The sequence below is a fragment of the Streptomyces sp. NPDC127117 genome (assembly GCF_042677325.1).
Taxonomy (GTDB): domain Bacteria; phylum Actinomycetota; class Actinomycetes; order Streptomycetales; family Streptomycetaceae; genus Streptomyces.
Map to the genome: position 1 here is coordinate 68414 of NZ_JBHXTM010000006.1, position 25138 is coordinate 93551.

Genomic DNA, 25138 nt, shown 5'->3' on the forward strand with positions numbered 1-25138 from the left:
GTCTCAGGATCCGGACGGGTGGCAGAAACTCCCGTCCGGTGAGTGAGACTGGTTCACACATCGGATGTAAAGGAAACGAGGTCGGATGATGCGTACGCGTCCGCTGAAGGTGGCGCTGCTGGGCTGTGGAGTGGTCGGCTCAGAGGTGGCGCGCATCATGACGACGCACGCCGACGACCTCGCCGCGCGCATCGGCGCGCCGGTCGAGCTCGCCGGCGTCGCCGTGCGCCGGCCCTCCAAGGTGCGCGAGGGCATCGACCCCGCACTGATCACCACCGATGCGACGGCCCTGGTCAAACGGGGCGACATCGACGTCGTCATCGAGGTCATCGGGGGGATCGAGCCCGCCCGCACGCTCATCACCACCGCCTTCGAGCACGGCGCGAGCGTCGTCTCCGCCAACAAGGCGCTGCTGGCCGAGGACGGTGCCGCGCTGCACGCCGCAGCCGAGCAGCACGGCCGGGACCTCTACTACGAGGCCGCCGTGGCCGGCGCCATCCCGCTCGTCCGGCCGCTGCGCGAGTCCCTCGCCGGCGACAAGGTCAACCGGGTCCTCGGCATCGTCAACGGCACCACCAACTTCATCCTCGACAAGATGGACACCAGCGGCGCCGGATACTCCGAGGCGCTCGACGAGGCCACCGCCCTCGGTTACGCCGAGGCCGACCCGACCGCCGACGTCGAGGGCTTCGACGCCGCCGCCAAGGCCGCCATCCTGGCCGGTATCGCCTTCCACACCCGGGTGAGGATCGGCGATGTGCACCGCGAGGGCATCACCGAGGTCACCGCCGCCGACATCGCGTCCGCCCGCCGCATGGGCTGCACCGTCAAGCTCCTCGCCATCTGCGAGCGCGCCTCCGACGGCCGGTCGGTCACTGCCCGGGTCCACCCCGCGATGATCCCGCTGAGCCACCCGCTGGCCTCCGTCCGCGAGGCGTACAACGCGGTGTTCGTCGAGGCCGAGGCGGCCGGGCAGCTGATGTTCTACGGCCCCGGCGCCGGTGGCTCGCCGACCGCGTCCGCGGTCCTCGGCGACCTGGTCGCGGTCTGCCGCAACAAACTCAACGAGGCCACCGGCCCCGGTGAGTCCGCGTACACGCGTCTGCCGGTCAGCCCCATGGGCGACGTGGTCACGCGGTACCACATCAGTCTCGACGTGGCCGACAAGCCTGGCGTGCTCGCCCAGGTCGCGACGGTCTTCGCCGAAAAGGGCGTATCGATCGATACCGTCCGCCAGCAGGGCAAGGACGGCGAGGCGTCCCTCGTCGTCGTCACCCACCGCGCGTCCGACGCCGCCCTGTCGGCGACCGTCGAGGCGCTGCGCAAGCTCGACACCGTGCGCGGTGTCGCCAGCATCATGCGTGTTGAAGGGGAGTAAGGACCCATGACCAGCAAGGGCACCCACCAGTGGCGCGGCATCATCGAGGAGTACCGGGACCGCCTTCCGGTCACGAGCACGACGCCGGTCGTCACGCTCCGTGAGGGTGGTACGCCGCTCGTCCCCGCTCAGGTCCTCTCCGAGCGCACGGGCTGCGAGGTGCACCTCAAGGTCGAGGGCGCCAACCCCACCGGTTCCTTCAAGGACCGCGGCATGACGATGGCCATCACCCGGGCCAAGGAGGAGGGTGCGAAGGCGGTCATCTGCGCCTCCACCGGCAACACCTCCGCCTCGGCCGCCGCGTACGCGGTGCGGGCCGGCATGGTCTGCGCCGTCCTCGTGCCGCAGGGCAAGATCGCCCTCGGCAAGATGGGTCAGGCGCTGGTGCACGGTGCCAGGATCCTCCAGGTCGACGGCAACTTCGACGACTGTCTGACGCTGGCCCGCTCGCTCTCGGACAACTACCCGGTGGCGCTGGTCAATTCGGTCAACCCGGTCCGTATCGAGGGCCAGAAGACAGCCGCGTTCGAGATCGTCGACGCGCTCGGCGACGCCCCGGACATCCACGTCCTCCCGGTCGGCAACGCGGGCAACATCACCGCGTACTGGAAGGGTTACAAGGAGTACGCGGGCGACAGCATGTCCACGCACACCCCGCGCATGTGGGGCTTCCAGGCCTCCGGCTCCGCGCCCATCGTGCGCGGCGAGATCGTCAAGGACCCGTCGACCGTCGCCACCGCGATCCGGATCGGCAACCCGGCCTCCTGGCAGTACGCGCTGGACGCCCGGGACGAATCGGGCGGTTTCATCGATGAAGTGACGGACCGACAGATTCTGTCCGCCTACCGGCTGTTGGCCTCCCAGGAGGGCGTCTTCGTCGAGCCCGCCTCGGCCGCGTCCGTCGCCGGCCTGCTGAAGGCCGCCGAGGAGGGCAAGGTCGACCGCGGCCAGAAGATCGTCTGCACGGTCACCGGCAACGGCCTCAAGGACCCCGACTGGGCCGTCGCGGGCGCGCCGCAGCCGGTCACGGTCCCGGTCGACGCGGCCGCCGCCGCCGAGAAGCTGGGCCTGGTCTAGGGCCTGCCCGGGGCGTGCCCCGGTCCGTCGGCCGGTCCTGACGGGCCGGGAAGGAACCCAGCTCAACCGCCCCTTTTCGGGGCGGAGAGCGCATAGGAGGCGTGCGACACGCATCGTGCGCCTCCTGTGCGCCCTATGTCGCCACAGAACCTTCCTTCGATAAGCTGTACCCAACCCGCCCCGCCGCATCTGCGCGGTGCATGGGCCGTTGTGGCCGTCGGGTTCCCCGGAACACCACTCCCCGCCGCCACGACCTCCTGCCGCCAGGAAAACGCTTCACCACCCCCGCTGCCTCACAAGGAGAGTCGTCCAACCGATGGCCGGTCCTGCTTTCCGAGCCGCCGCCGTCCGGGTGCGCGTCCCCGCGACCAGCGCCAACCTGGGCCCGGGTTTCGACGCCTTCGGCCTGTCGCTGGGGCTGTACGACGACGTGGTCGTCCGCGTCGCCGACTCCGGGCTGCACATCGATATCGCGGGTGAGGGTGCGGACACGCTGCCCCGCGACGAGCGCCACCTCCTCGTGCGCTCCCTGCGCACGGCCTTCGATCTGCTCGGCGGACAGCCCCGGGGCCTGGAGATCGTCTGCGCCAACCGCATCCCGCACGGACGCGGCCTCGGCTCCTCCTCCGCCGCCATCTGCGCCGGAATCGTCGCCGCCCGCGCCGTGACGACCGGCGGCGACGCCCGGCTCGACGAGGCGGCGCTGCTGGAACTCGCGACCGAGATCGAGGGCCACCCCGACAACGTCGCGGCCTGTCTGCTCGGCGGATTCACCCTTGCGTGGATGGACGGCGGATCGGCGCGCGCGATCAGGATGGATCCCGCAGAATCCATCGTTCCGGTGGTTTTCGTACCCGGCAAGCCGGTGCTCACCGAGACCGCTCGAGGGCTGCTCCCGCGCACCGTCCCGCATGTCGACGCCGCCTTCAACGCCGGCCGTGCCGCACTCCTCGTCGAGGCCCTGACCAGGCGCCCCGAGCTGCTGCTCACCGCCACCGAGGACCGGCTGCACCAGGAGTACCGCGCCCCGGCGATGCCGGAGAGCGTGGAACTCGTCAACCGACTGCGCGCGGACGGCGTCCCCGCGGTCATCTCCGGTGCCGGGCCCACCGTGCTCGCACTGGCCGAGGACGGTGCGGCCGACAAGGTCGCACAGCTGGCGGGCGAGGGATGGGCGGCCAACCGCCTCGCTCTCGACGCCCCGGGCGCGAGTGTGCTGCCGCTCGCCCCGTAGCCGAGAAGTGATTGCCGGTGAGTGAGAGGGGGAATGTTTGTTGGAGCCGGTAGTGTTAACCTCAAGTCTGCAACCGACGTCTATGTGGCGCGTTGCTTCGTGTCCCTTTCCGGGACCACCAATTCTTCCGGGAGCCTCCCCAACTGCCTGAGCAGCCTGCCTGAGCAGTTTCGTGCACGCTCCGGAACCGGCACGACACCCCTCGCTCGTCCAGGAGTGGGCCGAGCAGGGGGATGCTCGCGCCGGGCCCATGCACACCTTCATCTCTCCGCCGTACCCGGCGGACCACCGCCCCGGCACGGTCCGCAAGAAAAAGACCGCAGTCGGACAGCACAACCGGTCGCCGAGCCAGAAGGCCGACGTCCGCTCCAGGGAAGGACCCTTCGTGAGCGACACCACCGATCTGATGGGCGTGACTGCCGACAAGAGCGTCGACAGCGCCGCGCCCGCCGAAGGTGCTGCCACTGGCACCACCGCACGGCGCCGCCGCTCCGGCACCGGCCTTGACGGCATGGTCCTGGCCGAGCTGCAGCAGGTCGCGTCCGGCCTCGGCATCAAGGGCACTGCGCGGATGCGCAAGGGCCAGCTGATCGAGGTCATCAAGGAGGCGCAGGCCGGTAGCTCCGCCGCGCCCAAGGCCGCCGCGCCCGCCGCGACGTCCGAGACCAAGCCGAAGCGCCGTGCCACCTCCAAGGCACGCACCGGGGACGAGGCGGCCGCCGAAGCTCCCGCCGACAAGGCCGCGGCCCAGCAGCAGATCGACATCCCCGGCCAGCCGGCCAGCGACGACCAGCCCGCGGGCGAGCGTCGCCGGCGCCGTGCGACCGCGCAGGCGGGCAGCCCGGAGACCAAGGCGGACAGCAAGCCCGCCGAGGCCAAGACGGACACGCAGACCGAGCCCAAGGGCGAGGACCGCGCCGACGCCAAGGCCGAAGCCGCCGCCGACACGGCCGAGGGCCGCCGGGGCGACCGCCAGGACCGCGGTCAGCGCGGCGACCGGGGCGACCGCCAGGAGCGCGGCGAGCGCGGGGAGCGCCGCGACCGTCAGCGCGACCGCCGGGGCAAGGGCGACGAGCAGGGCGGTGGCCAGGGCCAGCAGGGCGGCCAGCGTCAGCAGCGCCAGAGCCAGCAGCAGGGCGGCGGCCCGCAGGACGACGGGTACGACGACGAGGCGGGCGGCCGTCGCGGCCGTCGCGGCCGCTACCGCGACCGCCGTGGCCGCCGTGGCCGCGAGGACTTCGCCAACGAGGTCCCGGTCTCCGACGACGACGTCCTGATCCCCGTCGCGGGCATCCTGGACATCCTCGACAACTACGCGTTCATCCGGACCTCCGGCTACCTGCCGGGCCCGAACGACGTGTACGTGTCGCTCGCCCAGGTCCGCAAGAACGGCCTGCGCAAGGGTGACCACGTCACCGGCGCGGTGCGCCAGCCCAAGGACGGCGAGCGCCGGGAGAAGTTCAACGCCCTGGTCCGCCTCGACTCGGTGAACGGCATGGCGCCCGAAACCGGCCGCGGCCGCCCGGAGTTCCAGAAGCTGACCCCGCTCTACCCGCAGGACCGGCTCCGTCTGGAGACCGACTCCAACGTCCTGACGACGCGGATCATCGACCTGGTCGCCCCGATCGGCAAGGGCCAGCGAGGGCTGATCGTGGCCCCGCCGAAGACCGGCAAGACCATGATCCTGCAGGCGATCGCCAACGCGATCACCGTCAACAGCCCCGAGTGCCACCTGATGGTCGTCCTGGTCGACGAGCGTCCGGAAGAGGTCACCGACATGCAGCGGTCGGTGAAGGGCGAGGTCATCTCCTCGACCTTCGACCGCCCCGCCGAGGACCACACCACCGTCGCCGAGCTGGCCATCGAGCGCGCCAAGCGTCTCGTCGAGCTGGGTCACGACGTGGTCGTCCTGCTGGACTCCATCACCCGCCTCGGCCGCGCGTACAACCTCGCGGCCCCCGCCTCCGGCCGCATTCTGTCCGGTGGTGTCGACTCGACCGCGCTCTACCCGCCGAAGCGCTTCTTCGGTGCCGCGCGCAACATCGAGGACGGCGGTTCGCTGACCATCCTGGCCACCGCGCTCGTCGAGACCGGCTCGCGCATGGACGAGGTGATCTTCGAGGAGTTCAAGGGCACCGGCAACATGGAGCTCAAGCTCGACCGGAAGCTCTCGGACAAGCGCATCTTCCCGGCGGTGGACGTCGACGCGTCCAGCACCCGCAAGGAGGAAATCCTCCTGGGCAGCGAGGAGTTGGCGATCGTCTGGAAGCTGCGCCGGGTGCTGCACGCGCTCGACCAGCAGCAGGCGATCGAGCTCCTCCTGGACCGGATGAAGAAGACCCAGTCCAACGCGGAGTTCCTGCTCCAGATCCAGAAGACGACCCCGGCCCCGGGCAACGGCAACGACTGACGTCGCCCCGGACCGGCCGAACCACAGGGCCGCCCCCGTCACTTCGGTGACGGGGGCGGCCCTGCGTCGTGGGCCGTGCGGATGTGACGCAGCCGACTCGGCGGCCGTGGCCGATCCGAGACCTTTGCCACATGCCGGACGTGTCGCCGGGTGCCGCGGAGATGACTGCATCGGGCAAGAAACCGCAGGTGAGCGGGGTATCACCCGCTGTTCATCGGTGCCGGATGCCCGTTTCGTCCTCACGCGGACACAACGGGTGGCTGTGCAACCCTTCTTGGTGCCGCGGCGTCGTAAGCAGTACCGACAAGCCGACCGCCCAGCGCCCGAACACCGCTGCTGGGGGTAGCCGGGGAGCGCTGACGACCGAAGGAGACCCATGACCGAGCAGAACGGGAGCGGCGGCCGAATACGCCCCACCGGCAAGCGCCGGAAGAAGCCCTCCCGCCGCCGCAGGGCGACGGTCATCGCCGCCTGGACCCTGGCCGGTGCCGTGGTCGTCGGCGGAGCCGGACTGGGATACGCCTACGTCAAGCTCAACGGCAACCTCAAGGCCGTCGACATCAACGCGGCGCTCGGCAAGGACCGCCCCGACAACATCGACAACGGCTCCGAGGACATCCTCGTGCTCGGCTCGGACTCCCGGTCCGGCGCGAACTCCGAGTACGGCGCCGACGAGGGCACGGCCCGCTCGGACACCGCGATGGTGCTGCACATCAACAAGGGCCACAAGACCGCCTCCGTGGTCTCCATCCCGCGCGACACCCTCATCACCCGCCCCGACTGCACCAGCGACACGACCGGGGAGCCCGTCGCCGGCCAGCAGCGCGCGATGTTCAACACGGCGTACGAGGTCGGCGGGCCGGCCTGCGCGGTCAAGACCGTCGAGGCCATGTCCGGCATCCGCATGGACCACTACCTCGAAGTCGACTTCACCGGCTTCAAGAAGCTCATCGACGAGCTGGGCGGCGTGAAGATCACCACCACCACGGCGATCGACGACCCCAAGAGCCACCTGAAGCTCGAACCCGGCACCCACACCCTGGACGGCGAGCAGTCGCTGGGCCTGGTCCGCACCCGCAAGAGCGTCGGCGACGGCAGCGACCTCGGCCGCATCCAGCTCCAGCAGGCATTCATCAAGGCGCTGATGGAGCAGGTCAAGAGCGTCGGGGTCTTCACCAACCCGAAGACCCTGTTCGACCTCGCGGACACGGCCACCAAGACCATCACCACCGACTCCGACCTGGGCTCGGTGGAGAAGCTCACCGGCTTCGCGAACGGCCTCAAGGGGCTCGGCTCGAAGAACGTCCACATGGTCACCCTGCCCGTCGAGTACGACCCGGCCGACCCGAACCGCGTCGTGCCGCTGGAGGAGTCCGCGCGGCAGGTGTGGACCGCGCTGGCGCACGACAAGGCGATCCCCGCCTCCGCCACCGAGAAGTCGGCGGGCGACAAGGGCACCGCCGGCGACGTCGTACGGTGACCGGGCGGGCCGGGAATAGTTGCGGCCCGCCCCCGGTTTTGGGAGATACGGCCGGTCCTGGCAGACTGGTACGTCGGCCCCGGTTCACGGACACGCAATCCGCGCGTACGACCCGGCGCCCTCCCGAACCTAGGAGAAACCCTTGAAGCGCGACATCCACCCCGAGTACGTCGAGACGCAGGTCAGCTGCACCTGTGGCGCGTCGTTCACCACCCGGAGCACCATCGACGGCGGCACCATCCGCGCCGACGTCTGCTCCGAGTGCCACCCGTTCTACACGGGCAAGCAGAAGATCCTCGACACCGGTGGCCGCGTGGCCCGCTTCGAGGCCCGCTTCGGCAAGGCTGCCGGCTCCGCCAGCAAGTAGCGAGCCACTGCGCCGGTTCTCGGCGCCCTCTTGCGGGGGCGTCGGGACCGGCGTTTTTTCCGGCCGGGGGTACGCGGCCCCGTCACGTATCCCCGCCCGGCCGGCATCACGCCGTCCAGCAGGCACGCACGAGTGAAGAAACCAGGAGCCCGAAGATGTTCGAGGCGGTCGAGGAACTGATCGGCGAGCAGACCGATCTGGAGAAGAAGCTCGCGGACCCGGCGGTCCACGCCGACCAGGCGAACGCGCGCAAGCTCAACAAGCGCTACGCCGAGCTGACCCCGATCGTCGCGACGTACCGCTCCTGGAAGCAGGCCGGGGACGACATCGAGACGGCCCGCGAGTTCGCCGCCGACGACCCCGACTTCGCCGCCGAGGTCAAGGACCTGGAGAAGCAGCGCGAGGAGCTCACCGAGAAGCTCCGCCTCCTCCTGGTCCCGCGCGACCCCAGCGACGACAAGGACGTGCTCCTGGAGATCAAGGCCGGCGCGGGCGGCGACGAGTCCGCCCTGTTCGCCGGCGATCTGCTGCGCATGTACCTGCGCTACGCCGAGCGCGTCGGCTGGAAGACCGAGATCATCGACTCCACCGAGTCCGAGCTCGGCGGCTACAAGGACGTCCAGGTCGCCGTGAAGACCAAGGGCGGCAACGGCGCCACCGAGCCCGGCCAGGGCGTGTGGGCCCGGCTGAAGTACGAGGGCGGCGTGCACCGCGTGCAGCGCGTCCCGTCCACCGAGTCGCAGGGCCGCATCCACACCTCCGCCGCCGGTGTGCTCGTCACGCCCGAGGCCGAGGAGGTCGACGTGGAGATCCACGCCAACGACCTCCGGATCGACGTCTACCGCTCCTCGGGCCCCGGCGGCCAGTCCGTCAACACCACGGACTCGGCCGTCCGCATCACCCATCTGCCGACCGGTGTCGTCGCCTCCTGCCAGAACGAGAAGAGCCAGCTCCAGAACAAGGAGCAGGCCATGCGCATCCTGCGTTCGCGACTGCTCGCGGCCGCCCAGGAGGCCGCCGAGCAGGAGGCCTCGGACGTACGGCGCAGCCAGGTGCGTACGGTCGACCGTTCCGAGAAGATCCGTACGTACAACTTCCCGGAAAACCGGATCTCGGACCACCGGGTCGGCTTCAAGGCGTACAACTTGGACCAGGTGCTCGACGGCGACCTGGATTCCGTGATCCAGGCGTGTGTCGACGCCGACTCCGCCGCCAAGCTCGCCGCCGCCTGAGTAAAACCCGCCCCGCCCGTAAACCGTACGGAGAACCGCGATGAACCTGCTGCTCGCCGAGGTGGCCCAGGCCACCCAGCGGCTGGCCGACGCCGGTGTGCCCTCGCCGCGATTCGACGCGGAGGAACTCGCCGCGTTCGTCCACGGCGTCAAGCGGGGCGAGCTGCACCGGGTGCCGGACGCGGACTTCGACGCCCGCTACTGGGAGGCCATCGCCCGTCGCGAGGCCCGCGAACCGCTCCAGCACATCACCGGCCGCGCCTTCTTCCGCTACCTGGAGCTCCAGGTCGGACCCGGTGTCTTCGTCCCCCGCCCGGAGACCGAATCGGTCGTCGGCTGGGCGATAGACGCGGTGCGCGCGATGGACGTCGTCGAGCCGACCGTCGTCGACCTGTGCAGCGGATCGGGCGCCATCGCCCTGGCCATGGCCCAGGAAGTGCCGCGCTCGCGCGTGCACGCCGTCGAGCTCTCCGACGACGCCATCGAGTGGACCAGGAAGAACGCCGACGGATCCCGGGTCACCGTCCACCAGGGAGACGCGCTGACCGCCCTCCCCGAGCTGGACGGCCAGGTCGACCTGGTCATCTCCAACCCGCCGTACATCCCGCTCACCGAGTGGGAGTACGTGGCGCCCGAGGCCCGCGACCACGACCCGGAGATGGCCCTCTTCTCCGGCGAGGACGGCCTCGACACCATCCGCGGCATCGAACGCACCGCGCACCGCCTGCTGCGCCCCGGCGGCCTCGTCGTCATCGAGCACGCCGACACCCAGGGCGGCCAGGTGCCGTGGATCTTCACCGAGGAGCGGGGCTGGGCGGACGCGGCCGACCACCCCGACCTGAACAACCGGCCGCGGTTCGCCACGGCCCGCAAGGCCATGCCGTGACCGGCGGCCACCACCCGCACGACCCGTACCCGCCATACCCGTACACGCTTGAGGAGGCCGGCTGATGGCACGGCGATACGACTGCAACGACGCGACCGACCGTACGACGGGTCTGCGTGAGGCCGCGTCGGCCGTCCGCCGCGGCGAACTGGTCGTGCTGCCCACCGACACCGTGTACGGCATCGGTGCCGACGCCTTCAGTTCCGAGGGCGTCGGCGACCTGCTGGACGCCAAGGGCCGCGGCCGCAACATGCCGACCCCCGTCCTGATCGGCTCCCCGAACACCCTGCACGGCCTGGTCACCGACTTCTCCGAGCAGGCCTGGGAGCTCGTCGACGCCTTCTGGCCCGGCGCCCTCACGCTCGTCGCCAAGCACCAGCCGTCGCTCCAGTGGGACCTCGGGGACACCCACGGCACCGTCGCCATCCGGATGCCGCTGCACCCGGTCGCCATCGAGCTGCTCACGGAGGTCGGCCCGATGGCCGTCTCCAGCGCCAACCTCACCGGCCACCCGTCCCCGGAGGACTGCGACGCGGCCCAGGAGATGCTCGGCGACTCCGTCTCGGTGTACCTGGACGGCGGCCCGACGCCCGGCATCGTGCCCTCGTCGATCGTCGACGTGACCGGCAAGGTCCCGGTGCTGCTGCGGGCCGGCGCGCTCTCCGTCGAGGAACTGCGCAAGGTGGTACCCGACCTTGAGGTGGCCAATTGACCGCCCCTGAGGGGCGTGGCATAGCGGGGCAGGCCGACACTTTCCGCATCCTCCACGTCAGCACCGGCAACGTCTGCCGCTCGCCCATCACCGAGCGGCTGACCCGCCATGCCCTGGTGGACCGCCTAGGCGATCCGCTCAGCGGCGGACTGATCGTGGAGAGCGCGGGCACCTGGGGCCACGAGGGTGCCCCCATGGAGGCCAACGCCGAGACCGTCCTCGCCGACTTCGGCGCCGACACCACCGGTTTCGTCGGCCGGGAACTGCTCGACGAGCACGTGATCCGCGCCGACCTGGTGCTCACCGCCACCCGCGACCACCGCGCGCAGGTGATCTCGATGGGTCACTCGGCCGGCCTGCGCACCTTCACCCTCAAGGAATTCACCCGGCTGGTCCGGGCGATAGACCCCGCAACGCTGCCCGACCCGCGGGACGAGGGCGTCGTCGAGCGCGCCCGCGCACTGGTCCGCGCCGCGGCCGCGCTGCGCGGCTGGCTGCTGGCCCCCACCGCCGAGGCGGACGAGGTGTACGACCCGTACGGCGCCCCGATCACGTTCTTCCGCTCCATCGGCGACGAGATCAACCAGGCCCTCGACCCGGTCGTCACCGCGCTGACGGGCATCACGACCCACCGCTGACGATGCGGCCCCGACGGCCGGAGGCCGGCGCAGCGCGCCGAGGCCCGGGAGGCCCCCCCGGGCCGAGCGGTGCGAGGGGCGCATCGGGAATGGTGCTCAACCAGGCCCTCGACCCGGTCGTCACCGCGCTCGCCGGCGTACCCGTGGAGCACTGACGGGCACACCGTGCACGCCACTCCGACGGGCGTACACACCGCCCGGTGAGGAAGGGGCCCAACGGGTGCACGACGGCGCCGCACAGCGGGCAGGAGGCCCGTCGCGGGCCTACATTGGATCCGACGCCAGCGCACCCCTCCCCAGGCCCGGAGCCCATCGATGCCGGTCACCACTCCAGCCGCACCGCCCTCCGCCCCCGGGGCCGCCCTGCCGCAGGACTTCGAGGCCCTGCGCCGGGAGGACCCGGAGATCGCCGCCGTGCTGCTGGGGGAGCTGCACCGCCAGTCCAGCACCCTGCAGCTGACCGCCGCCGAGAACTTCACCTCGCCCGCGGTCCTCGCCGCCCTCGGCTCACCGCTCGCCAACAAGTACGCGGAGGGCTATCCCGGCGCCCGCCACCACGGCGGCTGCGAGCAGGCCGACGCCGCCGAACGCATCGCCTGCCGCCGGGCCACCTCGCTCTTCGGCGCCGAGCACGCCAACGTCCAGGCGCACTCCGGCTCCTCCGCGGTCCTCGCCGCCTACGCCGCCCTCCTCCGCCCCGGCGACACGGTGCTGGCGATGGGACTTCCGTACGGCGGACACCTCACCCATGGCTCGCCCGCCAACTTCTCCGGCCGGTGGTTCGAGTTCATCGGGTACGGGGTGGACCCGGAGAGCGGCCTGATCGACTACGAGCAGGTGCGCGCCCTGGCCCGAGCCCACCGCCCCAAGGCGATCGTGAGCGGCTCGATCTCGTACCCCCGCCATCCCGACCACGAGCTGTTCCGGGAGATCGCCGACGAGGTGGGCGCGTATCTCATCGCCGACTCCGCGCACCCGATGGGGCTGATCGCCGGGGGAGCGGCGCCGAGCCCGGTGCCGTACGCCGATGTGGTCTGCGCGACGACGCACAAGGTGCTGCGCGGGCCGCGCGGCGGGATGATCCTGTGCGGCGCGGAGCTGGCGGAGCGGATCGACCGGGCGGTCTTCCCCTTCACCCAGGGCGGTGCGCAGATGCACACCGTCGCCGCGAAGGCCGTCGCGTTCGGCGAGGCGGCCGCCCCGGCGTTCGCCACGTACGCACATCGGGTGGTGGCCCATGCGCGGGTGCTGGCGGCCGGTCTGGAGGCGGAGGGCTTCGAGGTCACCACGGGCGGCACGGACACCCACCTGATCGTCGCGGACCCGGCCCCGCTGGGCGTCGACGGACCGACCGCCCGCGCCCGGCTGGCGGCGGCGGGTGTGGTGCTGGACACCTGCGCGCTGCCCTACGGGGACGCCCGGGGCATCCGACTGGGCACCGCGGCCGTCACCACCCAGGGCATGGACGACGCGGACATGGCCCGGCTGGCGGTGCTCTTCGGTGCGGCGGTGCGTGAGGAGGGCGACGTCCGGGCCGAGGTCCGGGAGCTGGCGGAGCGGCATCCGCCCTATCCCGGGTAGCCGCCCGGGGGAGTGCAACCGTTCGGCCCGGGCGGTGTGTCCTCAGTCATGAGGCCGACGCAGCGCGACCGTCCCCCATGGCCGGACGGTCTAAGGTGTGGGCTGAGATGGCCGGCGAAATCTATGGGGCAGCCCGTGCGTGATTACCTGCTGACGCTCTGTGTCACGGCCGCGGTGACCTATCTGCTGACCGGTCCGGTGCGTAAGTTCGCCATCGCGATCGGGGCGATGCCCGCGATCCGTGCGCGTGACGTCCACCGAGAACCGACACCGAGGCTCGGTGGCATCGCCATGTTCGGCGGGCTGTGCGCCGGGCTGATCGTCGCGGCCCATCTCCACAACCTCGACTGGGTCTTCCAGCTCTCCACCGAGCCGCGGGCGCTGCTCTCCGGCGCCGCGCTGATCTGGCTGATCGGTGTGCTGGACGACAAGTTCGAGATCGACGCCCTGATCAAGCTCGGCGGGCAGATGATCGCCGCCGCCGTCATGGTCATCCAGGGTCTGACGATCCTGTGGCTGCCGATCCCCGGCGTCGGCACCGTCGCCCTCACCCAGTGGCAGGGCACGCTGCTCACGGTCGCCCTGGTCGTCATCACCATCAACGCGGTCAACTTCGTCGACGGTCTGGACGGTCTCGCGGCGGGCATGGTCTGCATCGCCTCCGCCGCGTTCTTCCTGTACACCTACCGGCTCTGGTACGGGCACATGATCGAGGCGGCGGCCCCCGCCACGCTCTTCACGGTGATCCTGATGGGCATGTGCCTGGGGTTCCTGCCGCACAACATGCATCCCGCGCGGATCTTCATGGGCGACTCGGGGTCGATGCTGATCGGTCTGGTGCTCGCGGCCGGGGCGATCTCGGTGACCGGCCGGGTCGACCCGGACACGATGAAGCTCTTCGCCGGCAGCGAGCGCGAGGCCACCCACGCGATGCTGCCGGTCTTCATCCCGCTGCTGCTGCCGCTGACGATCATCGCGATCCCGGCCGCGGACCTTGTGCTGGCGATCGTGCGGCGGACGTGGAACGGGCAGTCGCCGTTCGCGGCGGACCGCGGCCATCTGCACCACCGGCTGCTGGAGATCGGCCATTCGCACAGCCGGTCCGTGCTGATCATGTATTTCTGGTCGGCCCTCATCGCTTTCGGGGCGGTCGGCTACTCCGTGCACTCGGCGTCGCTGTGGATCGTGCTGGTGATCATGGGGATGAGCACGCTGGGTCTCGTACTGCTGCTGATGCCCCGTTTCACGCCGCGTGCCCCGTTCTGGGCGGAACGCTTCGTACCGCCCCGCTACCGCCACAACCGGGGCAAGGGCGGGGCACCCGAGGCGGACCCCTCGTCGGAGGCGGAGGCCCAACTGGAGCCCCGGGAAGCCTCGATGGGGCGGAAGGGGCCCGAGTCACAGGAGCGCACTCCGGTGGTCGTGGGAGTCTCCGGCGTCAACGGGGCGACCGCGATCGGCCCCCGTTCGCGTTTTTCGGACAGAGACAAGGCCGAATCCGCACGTTGAGAATTCGGGCACCAAGGGGCAATACCAGACAAGCAATTGCGTTGTCTTGCTCACATGCGCGAATTCACTCTCACGTGTGACTGTAAGCACACTTTCTTGGTAAAGACCTCATCAAATAGTTTGTGATACCGTTCACGAAGCCCGGTGACGGAGCCGAAGGATCTGAGTAGCACGGTCCATCGGCCCGAGGCATCGACTCGGACCGGGCCTACGCTCGTCCATGACGACACACTGCCCACCCCCTGCAAGCGGAGCTGCCGCCATGCCGTCCAACGACGCCCGGACTCTCCTTCAAGCCGCTGTACCCACCGCTGTCGCCGGTGCTGTTGCCGTCGCCGTCAGTGCTGGTGTTGCGGGCGGCAAGGGAGCCCTCGGCGCGGGCGTTGCGACGATCGTGGTGATCCTCTTCATGGGAATCGGCCTGCTGGTCCTGCAGCGGACCGCGCGGTCCCTGCCCCACCTGTTCCAGGCTATGGGGCTGATGCTGTATACGGCTCAGCTTCTCCTGTTGTTCATCTTCGTCGCCGCTTTCAAGAACACGACGATGTTCAACCCGAAGGCGTTTGCGATCACGCTGGTCGCGATGACCCTCGTGTGGATCGGCGCACAGACCCGTGCACACATGAAGGCCAAGATCCTTTACGTCGAACCCGAGTCCGACAAGGCGGAAAAGCCCAAGAACACGGGCTCGAAGTCGTGAAGGGTAGGGGCGGGATAAGTGCAGGTTCAAGACCCTGCTATCGTCCGGTTCCAACTGCGGCACTGCGGGCGCGGGCATGTGAGCTGACGCCTGCTCGATCGCGAGGCTCAATGCCTGACTGCCGCTCACACATCCGTAACACCAGTCCAGTGCCGAACCGCGGCTGCGCGCCGCGCCGACACAACGAGGTTGCCGTACCTATGCGCCACGCTGAAGGAGCCCGCGGTGAGTGCTGACCCGACACAGGTGCTCGCCTTCGAGACCGATTGCCACATCTTCTCCGGTTGTGGTTTCCCGGGTCCTGGCTTGCACTCTTTCCTGTTCGAGCCGATCTTCGGTGACGCGGACAGCAACATCTACTTCAACAAGACGATGCTGCTGGCGCTCCTCGGTACGGTCATCATCGTCGGCTTCTTCTGGGCCGCCTTCCGTAAGCCGAAGGTCGTTCCGGGCAAGCTGCAGATGGTCGCCGAGGCCGGCTACGACTTCGTTCGCCGGGGGATCGTCTACGAGACGCTCGGCAAGCGCGAGGGCGAGAAGTACGTCCCGCTGATGGTGTCGATCTTCTTCTTCGTGTGGATGATGAACCTCTGGTCGATCATCCCGCTCGCCCAGTTCCCGGTGACGTCGGTCATTGCCTACCCGGCCGGGCTGGCCCTGATCGTCTACGTCCTCTGGATGAGCATCACCTTCAAGCGCCACGGCTTCGTCGGCGGCTTCAAGAACCTGACGGGCTACGACAAGTCGCTCGGCCCGGTGCTCCCGATGGTCATGGTCATCGAGTTCTTCTCGAACGTCGTGGTCCGGCCCTTCACGCACGCGGTCCGACTCTTCGCGAACATGTTCGCCGGTCACACGCTGCTGCTGCTCTTCACCATCGCCAGCTGGTACCTGCTCAACGGCATCGGAATCGCCTACGCGGGCGTCTCGTTCGTGATGGTCATCGTGATGACGGCCTTCGAGCTCTTCATCCAGGCTGTTCAGGCGTACGTCTTCGTGCTCCTGGCGTGCAGCTTCATCCAGGGCGCTGTCGCCGAGCACCACTGATCGCGCCTCCCATACCCCCAGTCGTCCGGTGGCCAACCCCCACCGGTCCGTGAAAGAGAAGGAAGAACTGGCATGTCCCAGACCCTTGCCGCCGTCACCGGTTCCCTCAGCTCCGTCGGCTACGGCCTGGCCGCCATCGGCCCCGGCGTCGGCGTCGGCATCATCTTCGGTAACGGCACCCAGGCCCTCGCCCGTCAGCCCGAGGCTGCCGGCCTGATCCGCGCCAACCAGATTCTCGGCTTCGCCTTCTGTGAGGCGCTCGCCCTCATCGGTCTGGTCATGCCGTTCGTCTACAGCTGACGAACCGCGACTAGTCCGTTCCGACGAAAGGCACTGATGTGAACCCCCTGGTTCAGCTCGCGGCCGAAGAGGCGGAGAATCCGCTCATTCCGCCGATCCCTGAGCTCGTCATCGGTCTGATCGCCTTCGTCATCGTCTTCGGCTTCCTCGCCAAGAAGCTTCTTCCGAACATCAACAAGGTTCTGGAAGAGCGCCGTGAGGCCATCGAAGGCGGTATCGAAAAGGCCGATGCGGCCCAGACCGAGGCCCAGAGCGTTCTTGAGCAGTACAAGGCTCAGCTCGCCGAGGCTCGTCACGAGGCCGCGCGCCTGCGCCAGGAGGCGCAGGAGCAGGGCGCTGTGATCCTGCAGGAGATGCGGGCGGAAGGCCAGCGGCAGCGCGAGGAGATCATCGCTGCCGGCCACGCCCAGATCGAGGCCGACCGCAAGGCCGCGGCCTCCGCGCTGCGTCAGGACGTTGGCAAGCTCGCCACCGACCTGGCCGGCAAGCTCGTCGGCGAGTCCCTTGAGGACCACGCCCGGCAGAGCGGCACCGTCGACCGTTTCCTCGACGAGCTCGAGGCGAAGGCCGAGGCTGTCCGATGAACGGCGCGAGCCGCGAGGCACTGGCTGCCGCACGTGAGTCGCTCGACGCGCTGACCGACAACACGTCGGTCGACGCGGCGAAGCTCGCCGAGGAGCTGGCCGCCGTGACGGCGCTGCTCCAGCGCGAGGTCTCACTGCGGCGGGTCCTGACCGACCCGTCGCAGGCCGGCGAGGCCCGGGCGGAGCTGGCCGGACGACTGCTGCGCGGTCAGGTGGGCGGCGAGACCGTCGACCTGATCTCCGGCATGGTCCGCTCCCGCTGGTCGCAGTCGCGCGACCTGGTCGACTCGGTCGAGGAACTGGCGAACATCGCAGACCTCACCGCCGCCCAGCGCGGCGGAGACCTCGACGACGTCGAGGACGAGCTGTTCCGGTTCGGCCGGATCGTCGCCTCCGACAAGGAGCTGCGCGCCGCGCTCACCAACCGGTCCGCGTCCGCGTCCGCCAAGGCGCAGCTGCTGAGCAGCCTGCTCGGCGGCAAGGCACGGCCCGCCACCGAGCGCGTCGTCACGCGGCTTGTCACCCAGCCGCGTGGACGTAGCCTGGAAGAGGGACTGGAGTCCCTCTCCAAGCTGGCCGCGGACCGCCGGGAGCGCATGGTCGCCGTGGTCACCTCGGCGGTTCCGCTGAGCGATCGGCAGAAGCAGCGCCTCGGCGCCGCGCTGGCGAAGATCTACGGCCGCCCGATGCACCTGAACCTCGACGTGGACCCCACGGTCCTCGGCGGGATCGCGGTGCGGGTCGGTGACGAGGTCATCAACGGCACCATCTCGGAGCGCCTCGACGAGGCGACCCGACGCATGGCCGGCTGACCGGTACAGCGCAGCAACAGAACAGAGCAAGACCAGCGGCCCGGTTGGGCCGTGCAGAAATTGCAGAAGATTCCTGGGGGTCGGCCCCCAGACCCCCTTAAGAAACTTCGGGCCCAACAAGGAGAGCAGGGAACCCAGATGGCGGAGCTCACGATCCGGCCGGAGGAGATCCGGGACGCGCTGGAGAACTTTGTCCAGTCGTACAAGCCGGACGCGGCCTCGCGCGAGGAGGTCGGTACGGTCAGCGTTGCCGGCGACGGCATCGCGAAGGTCGAGGGTCTTCCCTCGGCCATGGCGAACGAGCTGCTGAAGTTCGAGGACGGCACCCTCGGTCTCGCCCTCAACCTTGAGGAGCGCGAGATCGGTGCCATCGTCCTCGGCGAGTTCAGCGGCATCGAAGAGGGCCAGCCGGTGCAGCGCACCGGTGAGGTGCTCTCCGTCGGCGTCGGCGAGGGTTACCTCGGCCGCGTCGTCGACCCGCTCGGCAACCCGATCGACGGTCTCGGCGAGATCGCGACCGACGGCCGCCGCGCCCTCGAGCTGCAGGCCCCTGGCGTCATGGTCCGTAAGTCGGTGCACGAGCCGATGCAGACCGGCTACAAGGCCGTCGACGCGATGGTGCCGATCGGCCGCGGCCAGCGTCAGCTGATCATTGGTGACCGTCAGACGGGTAAGACCGCTCTGGCCGTCGACACGATCATCAACCAGCGCGACAACTGGCGCTCGGGCGACGTGAACAAGCAGGTGCGCTGCATCTACGTCGCCATCGGTCAGAAGGGCTCCACCATCGCCTCCGTGCGCGGTGCCCTCGAAGAGGCCGGCGCGCTCGAGTACACGACCATCGTCGCCGCCCCGGCGTCCGACCCGGCCGGCTTCAAGTACCTGGCGCCGTACACCGGTTCGGCCATCGGCCAGCACTGGATGTACCAGGGCAAGCACGTCCTGATCATCTTCGACGACCTCTCGAAGCAGGCCGACGCCTACCGCGCCGTGTCGCTTCTGCTGCGCCGTCCGCCGGGCCGTGAGGCCTACCCGGGCGACGTCTTCTACCTCCACTCGCGTCTGCTGGAGCGCTGCGCGAAGCTCTCCGACGAGATGGGCGCCGGTTCGATGACGGGCCTCCCGATCGTCGAGACCAAGGCGAACGACGTGTCGGCGTTCATCCCGACCAACGTCATCTCCATCACCGACGGTCAGTGCTTCCTGGAGTCCGACCTGTTCAACGCCGGCCAGCGTCCGGCCCTGAACGTCGGTATCTCGGTCTCGCGTGTCGGTGGTTCCGCCCAGCACAAGGCGATGCGCCAGGTCTCCGGCCGTCTCCGTGTCGACCTCGCCCAGTACCGCGAGCTGGAGGCGTTCGCCGCCTTCGGTTCCGACCTGGACGCGGCCTCGAAGGCGTCGCTGGAGCGCGGTAAGCGCATGGTCGAGCTGCTGAAGCAGCCGCAGTACTCCCCGTACCCGGTCGAGGAGCAGGTCGTCTCCATCTGGGCCGGCACCACCGGCAAGATGGACGACGTCCCGGTCGAGGACATCCGTCGCTTCGAGAGCGAGCTGCTGGAGTACCTGCGCCGTGAGCGCAAGGACCTCCTGACCAGCATCGCCGAGGGCGCCAAGATGTCCGACGACACGCTGCAGTCGGTCGCCGACGCGGTCGCCGCCTTCAAGCAGCAGTTCGAGACCTCGGACGGCAAGCTCCTGGGCGAGGGCTGATCGATGGGCGCTCAGCTTCGCGTTTACAAGCGCCGCATTCGCTCCGTCACCGCCACGAAGAAGATCACCAAGGCGATGGAGATGATCGCCGCCTCGCGCATCGTCAAGGCGCAGCGCCAGGTGGCGGCGTCGACGCCGTACGCGACCGAGCTCACCCGTGCGGTGACCGCGGTGGCGACCGGCTCCACCACCAAGCACCCGCTGACCACCGAGGCCGAGACCCCGGCACGGGCCGCGATCCTGCTCATCACGAGCGACCGCGGTCTGGCCGGCGGTTACTCCTCCAACGCCATCAAGGCCGCGGAGCGACTGACCGAGCGGCTCCGGGGCGAGGGCAAGGAGGTCGTCACCTATGTGATCGGCCGCAAGGGTGTCGCCTACTACGGCTTCCGTGAGCGCAAGCTCGCGGACTCGTGGACCGGCTTCACCGACAGCCCGACGTACGCGGATGCGAAGCGGGCTGCGGCCCCGCTGATCGAGGCGGTCACCCAGGAGACCGCCGAGGGCGGCGTGGACGAGCTGCACATCGTCTTCACGGAGTTCGTGTCGATGATGACGCAGAACCCGGTCGACGACCGGATGCTGCCGCTCAGTCTCGATGCCACGAAGGACGAGGACGGCAAGGGCGAGATCCTGCCGCTGTTCGACTTCGAGCCGTCGGCGGAGGACGTCCTCGACGCCCTGCTTCCGCGGTACGTCGAGAGCCGGATCTACAACGCGCTGCTGCAGGCCGCTGCTTCCGAGCACGCTGCCCGCCGCCGTGCGATGAAGTCGGCCACCGACAACGCCGGTGAGCTCATCAAGACGCTCTCCCGGCTTGCCAACGCGGCCCGCCAGGCCGAAATCACCCAGGAAATCAGCGAGATCGTCGGTGGTGCCAGTGCGCTGGCCGACGCGACCGCGGGGAGTGACAAGTAATGACGACCACAGTTGAGACGGCCGTTGCCACGGGCCGCGTCGCCCGGGTCATCGGCCCGGTCGTCGACGTGGAGTTCCCCGTCGACGCGATGCCGGAGATCTACAACGCGCTGACCGTCGAGGTGGCCGACCCGGCCGAGGACGGCAAGCTCAAGACGCTGACCCTCGAAGTCGCCCAGCACCTCGGCGACGGCGTGGTCCGCGCGATCTCGATGCAGCCCACCGACGGTCTGGTCCGCCAGGCCGCGGTGACCGACACGGGCACCGGCATCACGGTCCCCGTCGGTGAGATCACCAAGGGCAAGGTGTTCAACACCCTCGGTGAGATCCTGAACAAGCCCGAGGCGAACGCCGAGGTCACCGAGCGCTGGCCGATCCACCGCAAGGCGCCCAACTTCGACCAGCTCGAGTCCAAGACCGAGATGTTCGAGACCGGCGTCAAGGTCATCGACCTGCTCACCCCGTACGTCAAGGGTGGAAAGATCGGTCTGTTCGGTGGTGCCGGTGTCGGCAAGACCGTTCTGATCCAGGAAATGATCTACCGCGTGGCCAACAACCACGACGGTGTGTCGGTGTTCGCCGGTGTCGGTGAGCGCACCCGTGAGGGCAACGACCTCATCGAGGAAATGGCCGACTCGGGCGTCATCGACAAGACGGCCCTCGTCTTCGGTCAGATGGACGAGCCGCCGGGCACGCGTCTCCGTGTCGCGCTGGCCGGTCTGACCATGGCGGAGTACTTCCGCGATGTGCAGAAGCAGGACGTGCTCTTCTTCATCGACAACATCTTCCGGTACACCCAGGCCGGCTCCGAGGTGTCCACCCTGCTCGGCCGTATGCCGTCCGCGGTGGGTTACCAGCCGAACCTGGCCGACGAGATGGGTCTGCTGCAGGAGCGCATCACGTCGACCCGTGGTCACTCGATCACCTCGATGCAGGCGATCTACGTCCCCGCGGACGACCTGACCGACCCGGCCCCGGCCACCACGTTCGCCCACCTCGACGCGACGACGGTTCTCTCCCGTCCGATCTCCGAGAAGGGCATCTACCCGGCCGTGGACCCGCTGGACTCCACGTCCCGCATCCTGGACCCCCGTTACATCGCGGAGGACCACTACGCGGCCGCCATGCGTGTCAAGGGGATCCTCCAGAAGTACAAGGACCTCCAGGACATCATCGCGATCCTCGGTATCGACGAGCTGGGCGAGGAGGACAAGCTCGTTGTCCACCGTGCCCGTCGTGTCGAGCGCTTCCTGTCGCAGAACACCCACGTCGCCAAGCAGTTCACCGGCGTGGACGGTTCGGACGTGCCGCTCGACGAGTCGATCGCCGCGTTCAACGCGATCTGCGACGGCGAGTACGACCACTTCCCCGAGCAGGCGTTCTTCATGTGCGGTGGCATCGAGGACCTGAAGGCCAACGCCAAGGAGCTCGGCGTCTCCTGAGCCCCTGGCTCACCGAGGGGGGTGGGTGTGTCCCGCCCCCCTCACCACGCCCCGTAGAATTGACCCAACACCCGGCTCGAACGGCCGGGTGGTGACCCGAGGAGCCACCCTTGGCTGCTGAGCTGCACGTCGAGCTGGTCGCCGCGGACCGCAGTGTCTGGTCCGGCGAGGCCACCCTGGTCGTCGCGCGCACCACGTCCGGCGACATCGGCGTCATGCCCGGTCACCAGCCGCTTCTGGGTGTGCTGGAATCGGGCCCGGTGACGATCCGTACGAGCGACGGCCGGACCGTGGTCGCCGCTGTGCACGGCGGTTTCATCTCGTTCGCGGACGACAAGCTCTCGCTGCTCGCCGAGATCGCGGAGCTGGCGGACGAGATCGATGTCCAGCGCGCCGAGCGTGCGCTGGAGCGCGCGAAGTCGGACACGGACGCTGCCTCCGAGCGGCGCGCCGAAGTGCGACTGCGTGCGGTGGCGGTGCGCTAGCGCCCCGCGACCACGTAGCTTTACCCTCAGCCGCGGCCCGAGCTGGAGACCACTCCAGACCGTGTCGCGGCTGAGGCGATGCAGGTGCGGTTGTAGTTCTGGCGGTATCCGTTACTCGACGACGCGAGGAGGTCGGTGGAGATGTTCCTCGCGCTGTGGGTGGGCGGGCTGGTCGTCGCACTGGTTCTGATTGGACTCTTCGTCTTCGGTCTGCGCCGGCGGCTGATTCAGCGCTCCGGCGGGACCTTCGACTGCAGCCTGCGATGGAACGTGTCCGAGGAGCCCGATCTCTCGGGCAAGGGCTGGGTGTACGGGGTCGCCCGGTACAGCGAGGACCGGATCAACTGGTTCCGGGTCTTCTCCTACGCTCCTCGACCCCGCCGGGTCCTGGAGCGTTCCGCTATCGAGGTGGTCGCCCGGCGGCTCCCCGAGGGCGAGGAGGAGCTTGCGCTGCTCTCCGACGCCGTGGTGCTCGGCTGTCTCCACCGGGAGACCCGCCTGGAGCTGGCGATGAGCGAGGACGCGCTTACCGGATTCCTCGCCTGGCTGGAGGCTGCTCCGCCCGGCCAGCGGGTCAACGTGGCTTAGACATGGGAAAACCGGGGAGGCGGGGGGCGGACCCGTCTCCCCGGTTGCTTTCCGGGGTGCCGCACGGTGCCGGTGGGGGGCTTCGGACCGTGCGGCTTGTTCAGACCGTGGGGGTTACTTCAGACCGCTGTTGATGGCGCCGACGAGTTCACCGTTGGCGGTGTCGCCGCTGAACTCCCAGAAGAACGCGCCTCCCAGGCCCTGGCCCTTGGCCCAGGTCATCTTGGACGCGATGGTGGCGGGGGTGTCGTAGCTCCACCAGTTGGTGCCGCAGTGGGCGTACGCGGTGCCGGCGACGGTGCCGGTGGCCGGGCAGCTGTTCTTGAGGACCTTGTAGTCCTCGATGCCGGCCTCGTAGGTGCCGGGGGCGGCTCCGGTGGCGGTGCCGCCGGGGGCGTCCTGGGTGACACCGGTCCAGCCGCGGCCGTAGAAGCCGATGCCGAGCAGCATCTTGGCGGCGGGGACACCCTGGGCCTTCAGCTTGGCGATGGCGTCGGCGGAGTTGAAGCCGGCCTTCGGGATGCCGTTGTACGAGGTGAGCGGGGAGTGCGGGGCGGTCGGGCCCTTGGCGTCCCAGGCGCCGAAGAAGTCGTATGTCATCACGTTGTACCAGTCCAGGGACTGGGCGGCGCCGGCGTAGTCGGCGGCGTCGATCTTGCCGCCGTCGGAGCCGTCGGCGGTGATGGCGGCCGTCACCAGGTTGTTGCTGCCGAACTTCGAGCGCAGCGCCGAGGTGAGGCCCTTCAGCGCGGCCGGACCGCTGGTGTCACAGGTCAGACCACAGGCGTTGGGGTACTCCCAGTCGATGTCGATGCCGTCGAAGACATCGGCCCAACGCGGGTCCTCCACCAGCTTGTAGCAGGAGTCGGCGAACGCGGCCGGGTTCTTCGCGGCCTCACCGAAGCCGCCGGACCAGGTCCAGCCGCCGAAGGACCACAGCACCTTGATGTGCGGGTACTTCGCCTTGAGCTTGCGCAGCTGGTTGAAGCTGCCGCGCAGCGGCTGGTCCCAGGTGTCGGCGACGCCGTCGACGGACTTGTCGGCGGTGTACGCCATGTCGTAGTCGGCGTAGGAGTCACCGATGGTGCACTTGCCGCCCTGGACGTTACCGAAGGCGTAGTTGATGTGCGTGATCTTCGCGGCGGAACCCGAGGTGTCCAGGTTCTTGACGTGGTAGTTCCGGCCGTAGACGCCCCAGTCGGTGAAGTAACCGAGGTTGACCTTGCCGCCGGTGCCAGGGTCGGGATTGCCGCCCCCGCCGGTGGTGTGGACCTTGACCGCGCCGCTGACCGGGCCGGTCTGGCCCGCGGTGTCACGGGCCTGCACGGTGTACGAGTAGTCGGTTCCGGCCTTGAGACCGGAGTCCGTGTACGTCGTGCCGGTGACGGTCGAGACGACCGTTCCGTCCCGCAGCACGTCGTAGTTCTTGATGCCGTTGTCGTCGGTCGCGGCGGTCCAGCTCAGCTTGGCCGAGGTGTCGGTGACGGCGCTCGCGGTGGGAGTGCCCGGTGCCGAGGGGGCGTTGTCACCGGGGACGCTGCCGCCGTCGCAGGAGGCGCCGTTCAGCTTGCAGCCGGTGGGGGCGCCGGGGCCGGTGCCGTTGAAGCCGAAGCTGACGGAGGCGCCGGGGGCGACCGAACCGTTCCAGCCGAGGTTCTTGGCGGTCCAGTGGGTTCCGGAGCTGGTGACGGTGGCGTCCCAGGCGGAGCCGACCGCGGTGCCGGAGGGGAAGTCCCACTCGATGGTCCAGGAGGACAGGGCGGTGGTGCCGGTGTTCTTCACCGTCCACTGGCCCTCGAAGCCGCTGCCCCAGTCGGACTTCTTGACGAAGGAGGCGGTCGCCGAGGTGGCGGCCTCGGCGGGGGAGGCCAGGCCGACCATCGCGGCGAGCGGTAGCAGCAGCGCGGTGAGGCCGGCTACCGCTCTGGATCTGGTGGCTCTGCCGGTCCCGAGTCTGAATCGGGTCCGGCGTAGGGGGGTTTCAGTGCTCAACGGTGCTCCTCGGGTGAGGTCCGGACAAACGGGGGTGGTCCGTCGACTGCAAACCC

The 25138-nt window shown here is 69.4% G+C and carries 23 protein-coding genes; 22 read left to right on the forward strand and 1 reads right to left on the reverse strand.

Going from position 1 to position 25138, the window contains the following annotated elements:
- Window positions 1-85: 85 nt before the first annotated feature.
- The 22 genes from ACFVH0_RS07730 to ACFVH0_RS07835 all read left to right on the forward strand — a co-directional run bounded on the left by ACFVH0_RS07730 (window position 86) and on the right by ACFVH0_RS07835 (window position 23090).
- Entirely contained in the window at window positions 86-1378 is a 1293-nt protein-coding gene (locus tag ACFVH0_RS07730) for a homoserine dehydrogenase (RefSeq protein WP_385818662.1), read from the forward strand.
- 6 nt (window positions 1379-1384) lie between these two features.
- On the forward strand, window positions 1385-2455 hold the full coding sequence (thrC, locus tag ACFVH0_RS07735) for a threonine synthase (protein ID WP_385818664.1): 1071 nt from the start codon (window positions 1385-1387) through the stop codon (window positions 2453-2455).
- 316 nt (window positions 2456-2771) lie between these two features.
- Window positions 2772-3689, forward strand: coding sequence for a homoserine kinase (gene thrB / locus ACFVH0_RS07740; RefSeq protein WP_385818665.1), 918 nt, complete (start codon window positions 2772-2774; stop codon window positions 3687-3689).
- A gap of 385 nt (window positions 3690-4074) precedes the next feature.
- A complete protein-coding gene (rho, locus tag ACFVH0_RS07745; RefSeq protein ID WP_385818667.1) occupies window positions 4075-6099 on the forward strand; it encodes a transcription termination factor Rho in 2025 nt (674 codons plus the stop codon).
- A gap of 376 nt (window positions 6100-6475) precedes the next feature.
- Window positions 6476-7579 (forward strand): LCP family protein, encoded by a 1104-nt coding sequence (locus tag ACFVH0_RS07750; RefSeq protein ID WP_385818669.1) that lies wholly within the window; start codon window positions 6476-6478, stop codon window positions 7577-7579.
- Window positions 7580-7721: 142 nt separating this feature from the next.
- Complete coding sequence (rpmE, locus tag ACFVH0_RS07755) at window positions 7722-7946, forward strand: 50S ribosomal protein L31 (RefSeq protein WP_019764351.1); 225 nt, start codon at window positions 7722-7724, stop codon at window positions 7944-7946.
- A 155-nt stretch (window positions 7947-8101) separates the two neighbouring features.
- Entirely contained in the window at window positions 8102-9178 is a 1077-nt protein-coding gene (gene prfA, locus ACFVH0_RS07760) for a peptide chain release factor 1 (RefSeq protein ID WP_385818670.1), read from the forward strand.
- A 40-nt stretch (window positions 9179-9218) separates the two neighbouring features.
- Complete coding sequence (gene prmC, locus ACFVH0_RS07765; RefSeq protein WP_326767849.1) at window positions 9219-10064, forward strand: peptide chain release factor N(5)-glutamine methyltransferase; 846 nt, start codon at window positions 9219-9221, stop codon at window positions 10062-10064.
- 64 nt (window positions 10065-10128) lie between these two features.
- Window positions 10129-10776 carry an L-threonylcarbamoyladenylate synthase gene (locus ACFVH0_RS07770; protein WP_385818672.1) on the forward strand — a complete coding sequence of 216 codons (648 nt, stop codon included), beginning with the start codon at window positions 10129-10131 and terminating at the stop codon, window positions 10774-10776.
- Entirely contained in the window at window positions 10773-11414 is a 642-nt protein-coding gene (locus ACFVH0_RS07775; RefSeq protein ID WP_385818674.1) for a protein-tyrosine-phosphatase, read from the forward strand. The genes ACFVH0_RS07770 and ACFVH0_RS07775 overlap by 4 nt, the downstream gene beginning before the upstream one ends.
- Window positions 11415-11729: 315 nt before the next feature.
- Window positions 11730-12995, forward strand: a complete 1266-nt coding sequence (gene glyA, locus ACFVH0_RS07780) for a serine hydroxymethyltransferase (RefSeq protein ID WP_385818676.1) — start codon at window positions 11730-11732, stop codon at window positions 12993-12995.
- 123 nt (window positions 12996-13118) lie between these two features.
- Window positions 13119-14504, forward strand: coding sequence for an MraY family glycosyltransferase (locus ACFVH0_RS07785; RefSeq protein ID WP_385818677.1), 1386 nt, complete (start codon window positions 13119-13121; stop codon window positions 14502-14504).
- 262 nt (window positions 14505-14766) lie between these two features.
- The gene (locus tag ACFVH0_RS07790; RefSeq protein WP_376307712.1) at window positions 14767-15204 is read left to right on the forward strand and encodes a hypothetical protein; all 438 of its coding nucleotides are present in this window, start codon (window positions 14767-14769) and stop codon (window positions 15202-15204) included.
- A gap of 210 nt (window positions 15205-15414) precedes the next feature.
- Window positions 15415-16251 (forward strand): F0F1 ATP synthase subunit A, encoded by an 837-nt coding sequence (atpB, locus tag ACFVH0_RS07795; RefSeq protein WP_259931969.1) that lies wholly within the window; start codon window positions 15415-15417, stop codon window positions 16249-16251.
- A 72-nt stretch (window positions 16252-16323) separates the two neighbouring features.
- Window positions 16324-16551 (forward strand): ATP synthase F0 subunit C, encoded by a 228-nt coding sequence (gene atpE, locus ACFVH0_RS07800; RefSeq protein WP_030386954.1) that lies wholly within the window; start codon window positions 16324-16326, stop codon window positions 16549-16551.
- A gap of 38 nt (window positions 16552-16589) precedes the next feature.
- Window positions 16590-17135 carry a F0F1 ATP synthase subunit B gene (locus tag ACFVH0_RS07805; RefSeq protein WP_385818678.1) on the forward strand — a complete coding sequence of 182 codons (546 nt, stop codon included), beginning with the start codon at window positions 16590-16592 and terminating at the stop codon, window positions 17133-17135.
- The gene (locus ACFVH0_RS07810) at window positions 17132-17947 is read left to right on the forward strand and encodes a F0F1 ATP synthase subunit delta (RefSeq protein WP_385818680.1); all 816 of its coding nucleotides are present in this window, start codon (window positions 17132-17134) and stop codon (window positions 17945-17947) included. The genes ACFVH0_RS07805 and ACFVH0_RS07810 overlap by 4 nt, the downstream gene beginning before the upstream one ends.
- A 138-nt stretch (window positions 17948-18085) precedes the next feature.
- Window positions 18086-19657: a F0F1 ATP synthase subunit alpha gene (gene atpA / locus ACFVH0_RS07815; RefSeq protein ID WP_385818681.1), complete on the forward strand. Its 1572-nt coding sequence runs from the start codon at window positions 18086-18088 to the stop codon at window positions 19655-19657.
- A 3-nt stretch (window positions 19658-19660) separates the two neighbouring features.
- Window positions 19661-20575, forward strand: a complete 915-nt coding sequence (locus ACFVH0_RS07820; protein ID WP_317862146.1) for a F0F1 ATP synthase subunit gamma — start codon at window positions 19661-19663, stop codon at window positions 20573-20575.
- Window positions 20575-22017: a F0F1 ATP synthase subunit beta gene (gene atpD / locus ACFVH0_RS07825; protein WP_385818683.1), complete on the forward strand. Its 1443-nt coding sequence runs from the start codon at window positions 20575-20577 to the stop codon at window positions 22015-22017. The genes ACFVH0_RS07820 and atpD overlap by 1 nt, the downstream gene beginning before the upstream one ends.
- Before the next feature lie 110 nt (window positions 22018-22127).
- Window positions 22128-22502 carry a F0F1 ATP synthase subunit epsilon gene (locus ACFVH0_RS07830; RefSeq protein ID WP_148839239.1) on the forward strand — a complete coding sequence of 125 codons (375 nt, stop codon included), beginning with the start codon at window positions 22128-22130 and terminating at the stop codon, window positions 22500-22502.
- A 141-nt stretch (window positions 22503-22643) separates the two neighbouring features.
- Window positions 22644-23090 carry a DUF2550 domain-containing protein gene (locus tag ACFVH0_RS07835; protein ID WP_385818831.1) on the forward strand — a complete coding sequence of 149 codons (447 nt, stop codon included), beginning with the start codon at window positions 22644-22646 and terminating at the stop codon, window positions 23088-23090.
- Window positions 23091-23204: 114 nt separating this feature from the next.
- Here ACFVH0_RS07835 and ACFVH0_RS07840 read toward each other — a convergent pair whose 3' ends face one another.
- Entirely contained in the window at window positions 23205-25082 is a 1878-nt protein-coding gene (locus ACFVH0_RS07840) for a glycosyl hydrolase family 18 protein (RefSeq protein ID WP_385818684.1), read from the reverse strand.
- Between the last annotated feature and the right edge of the window lie 56 nt (window positions 25083-25138).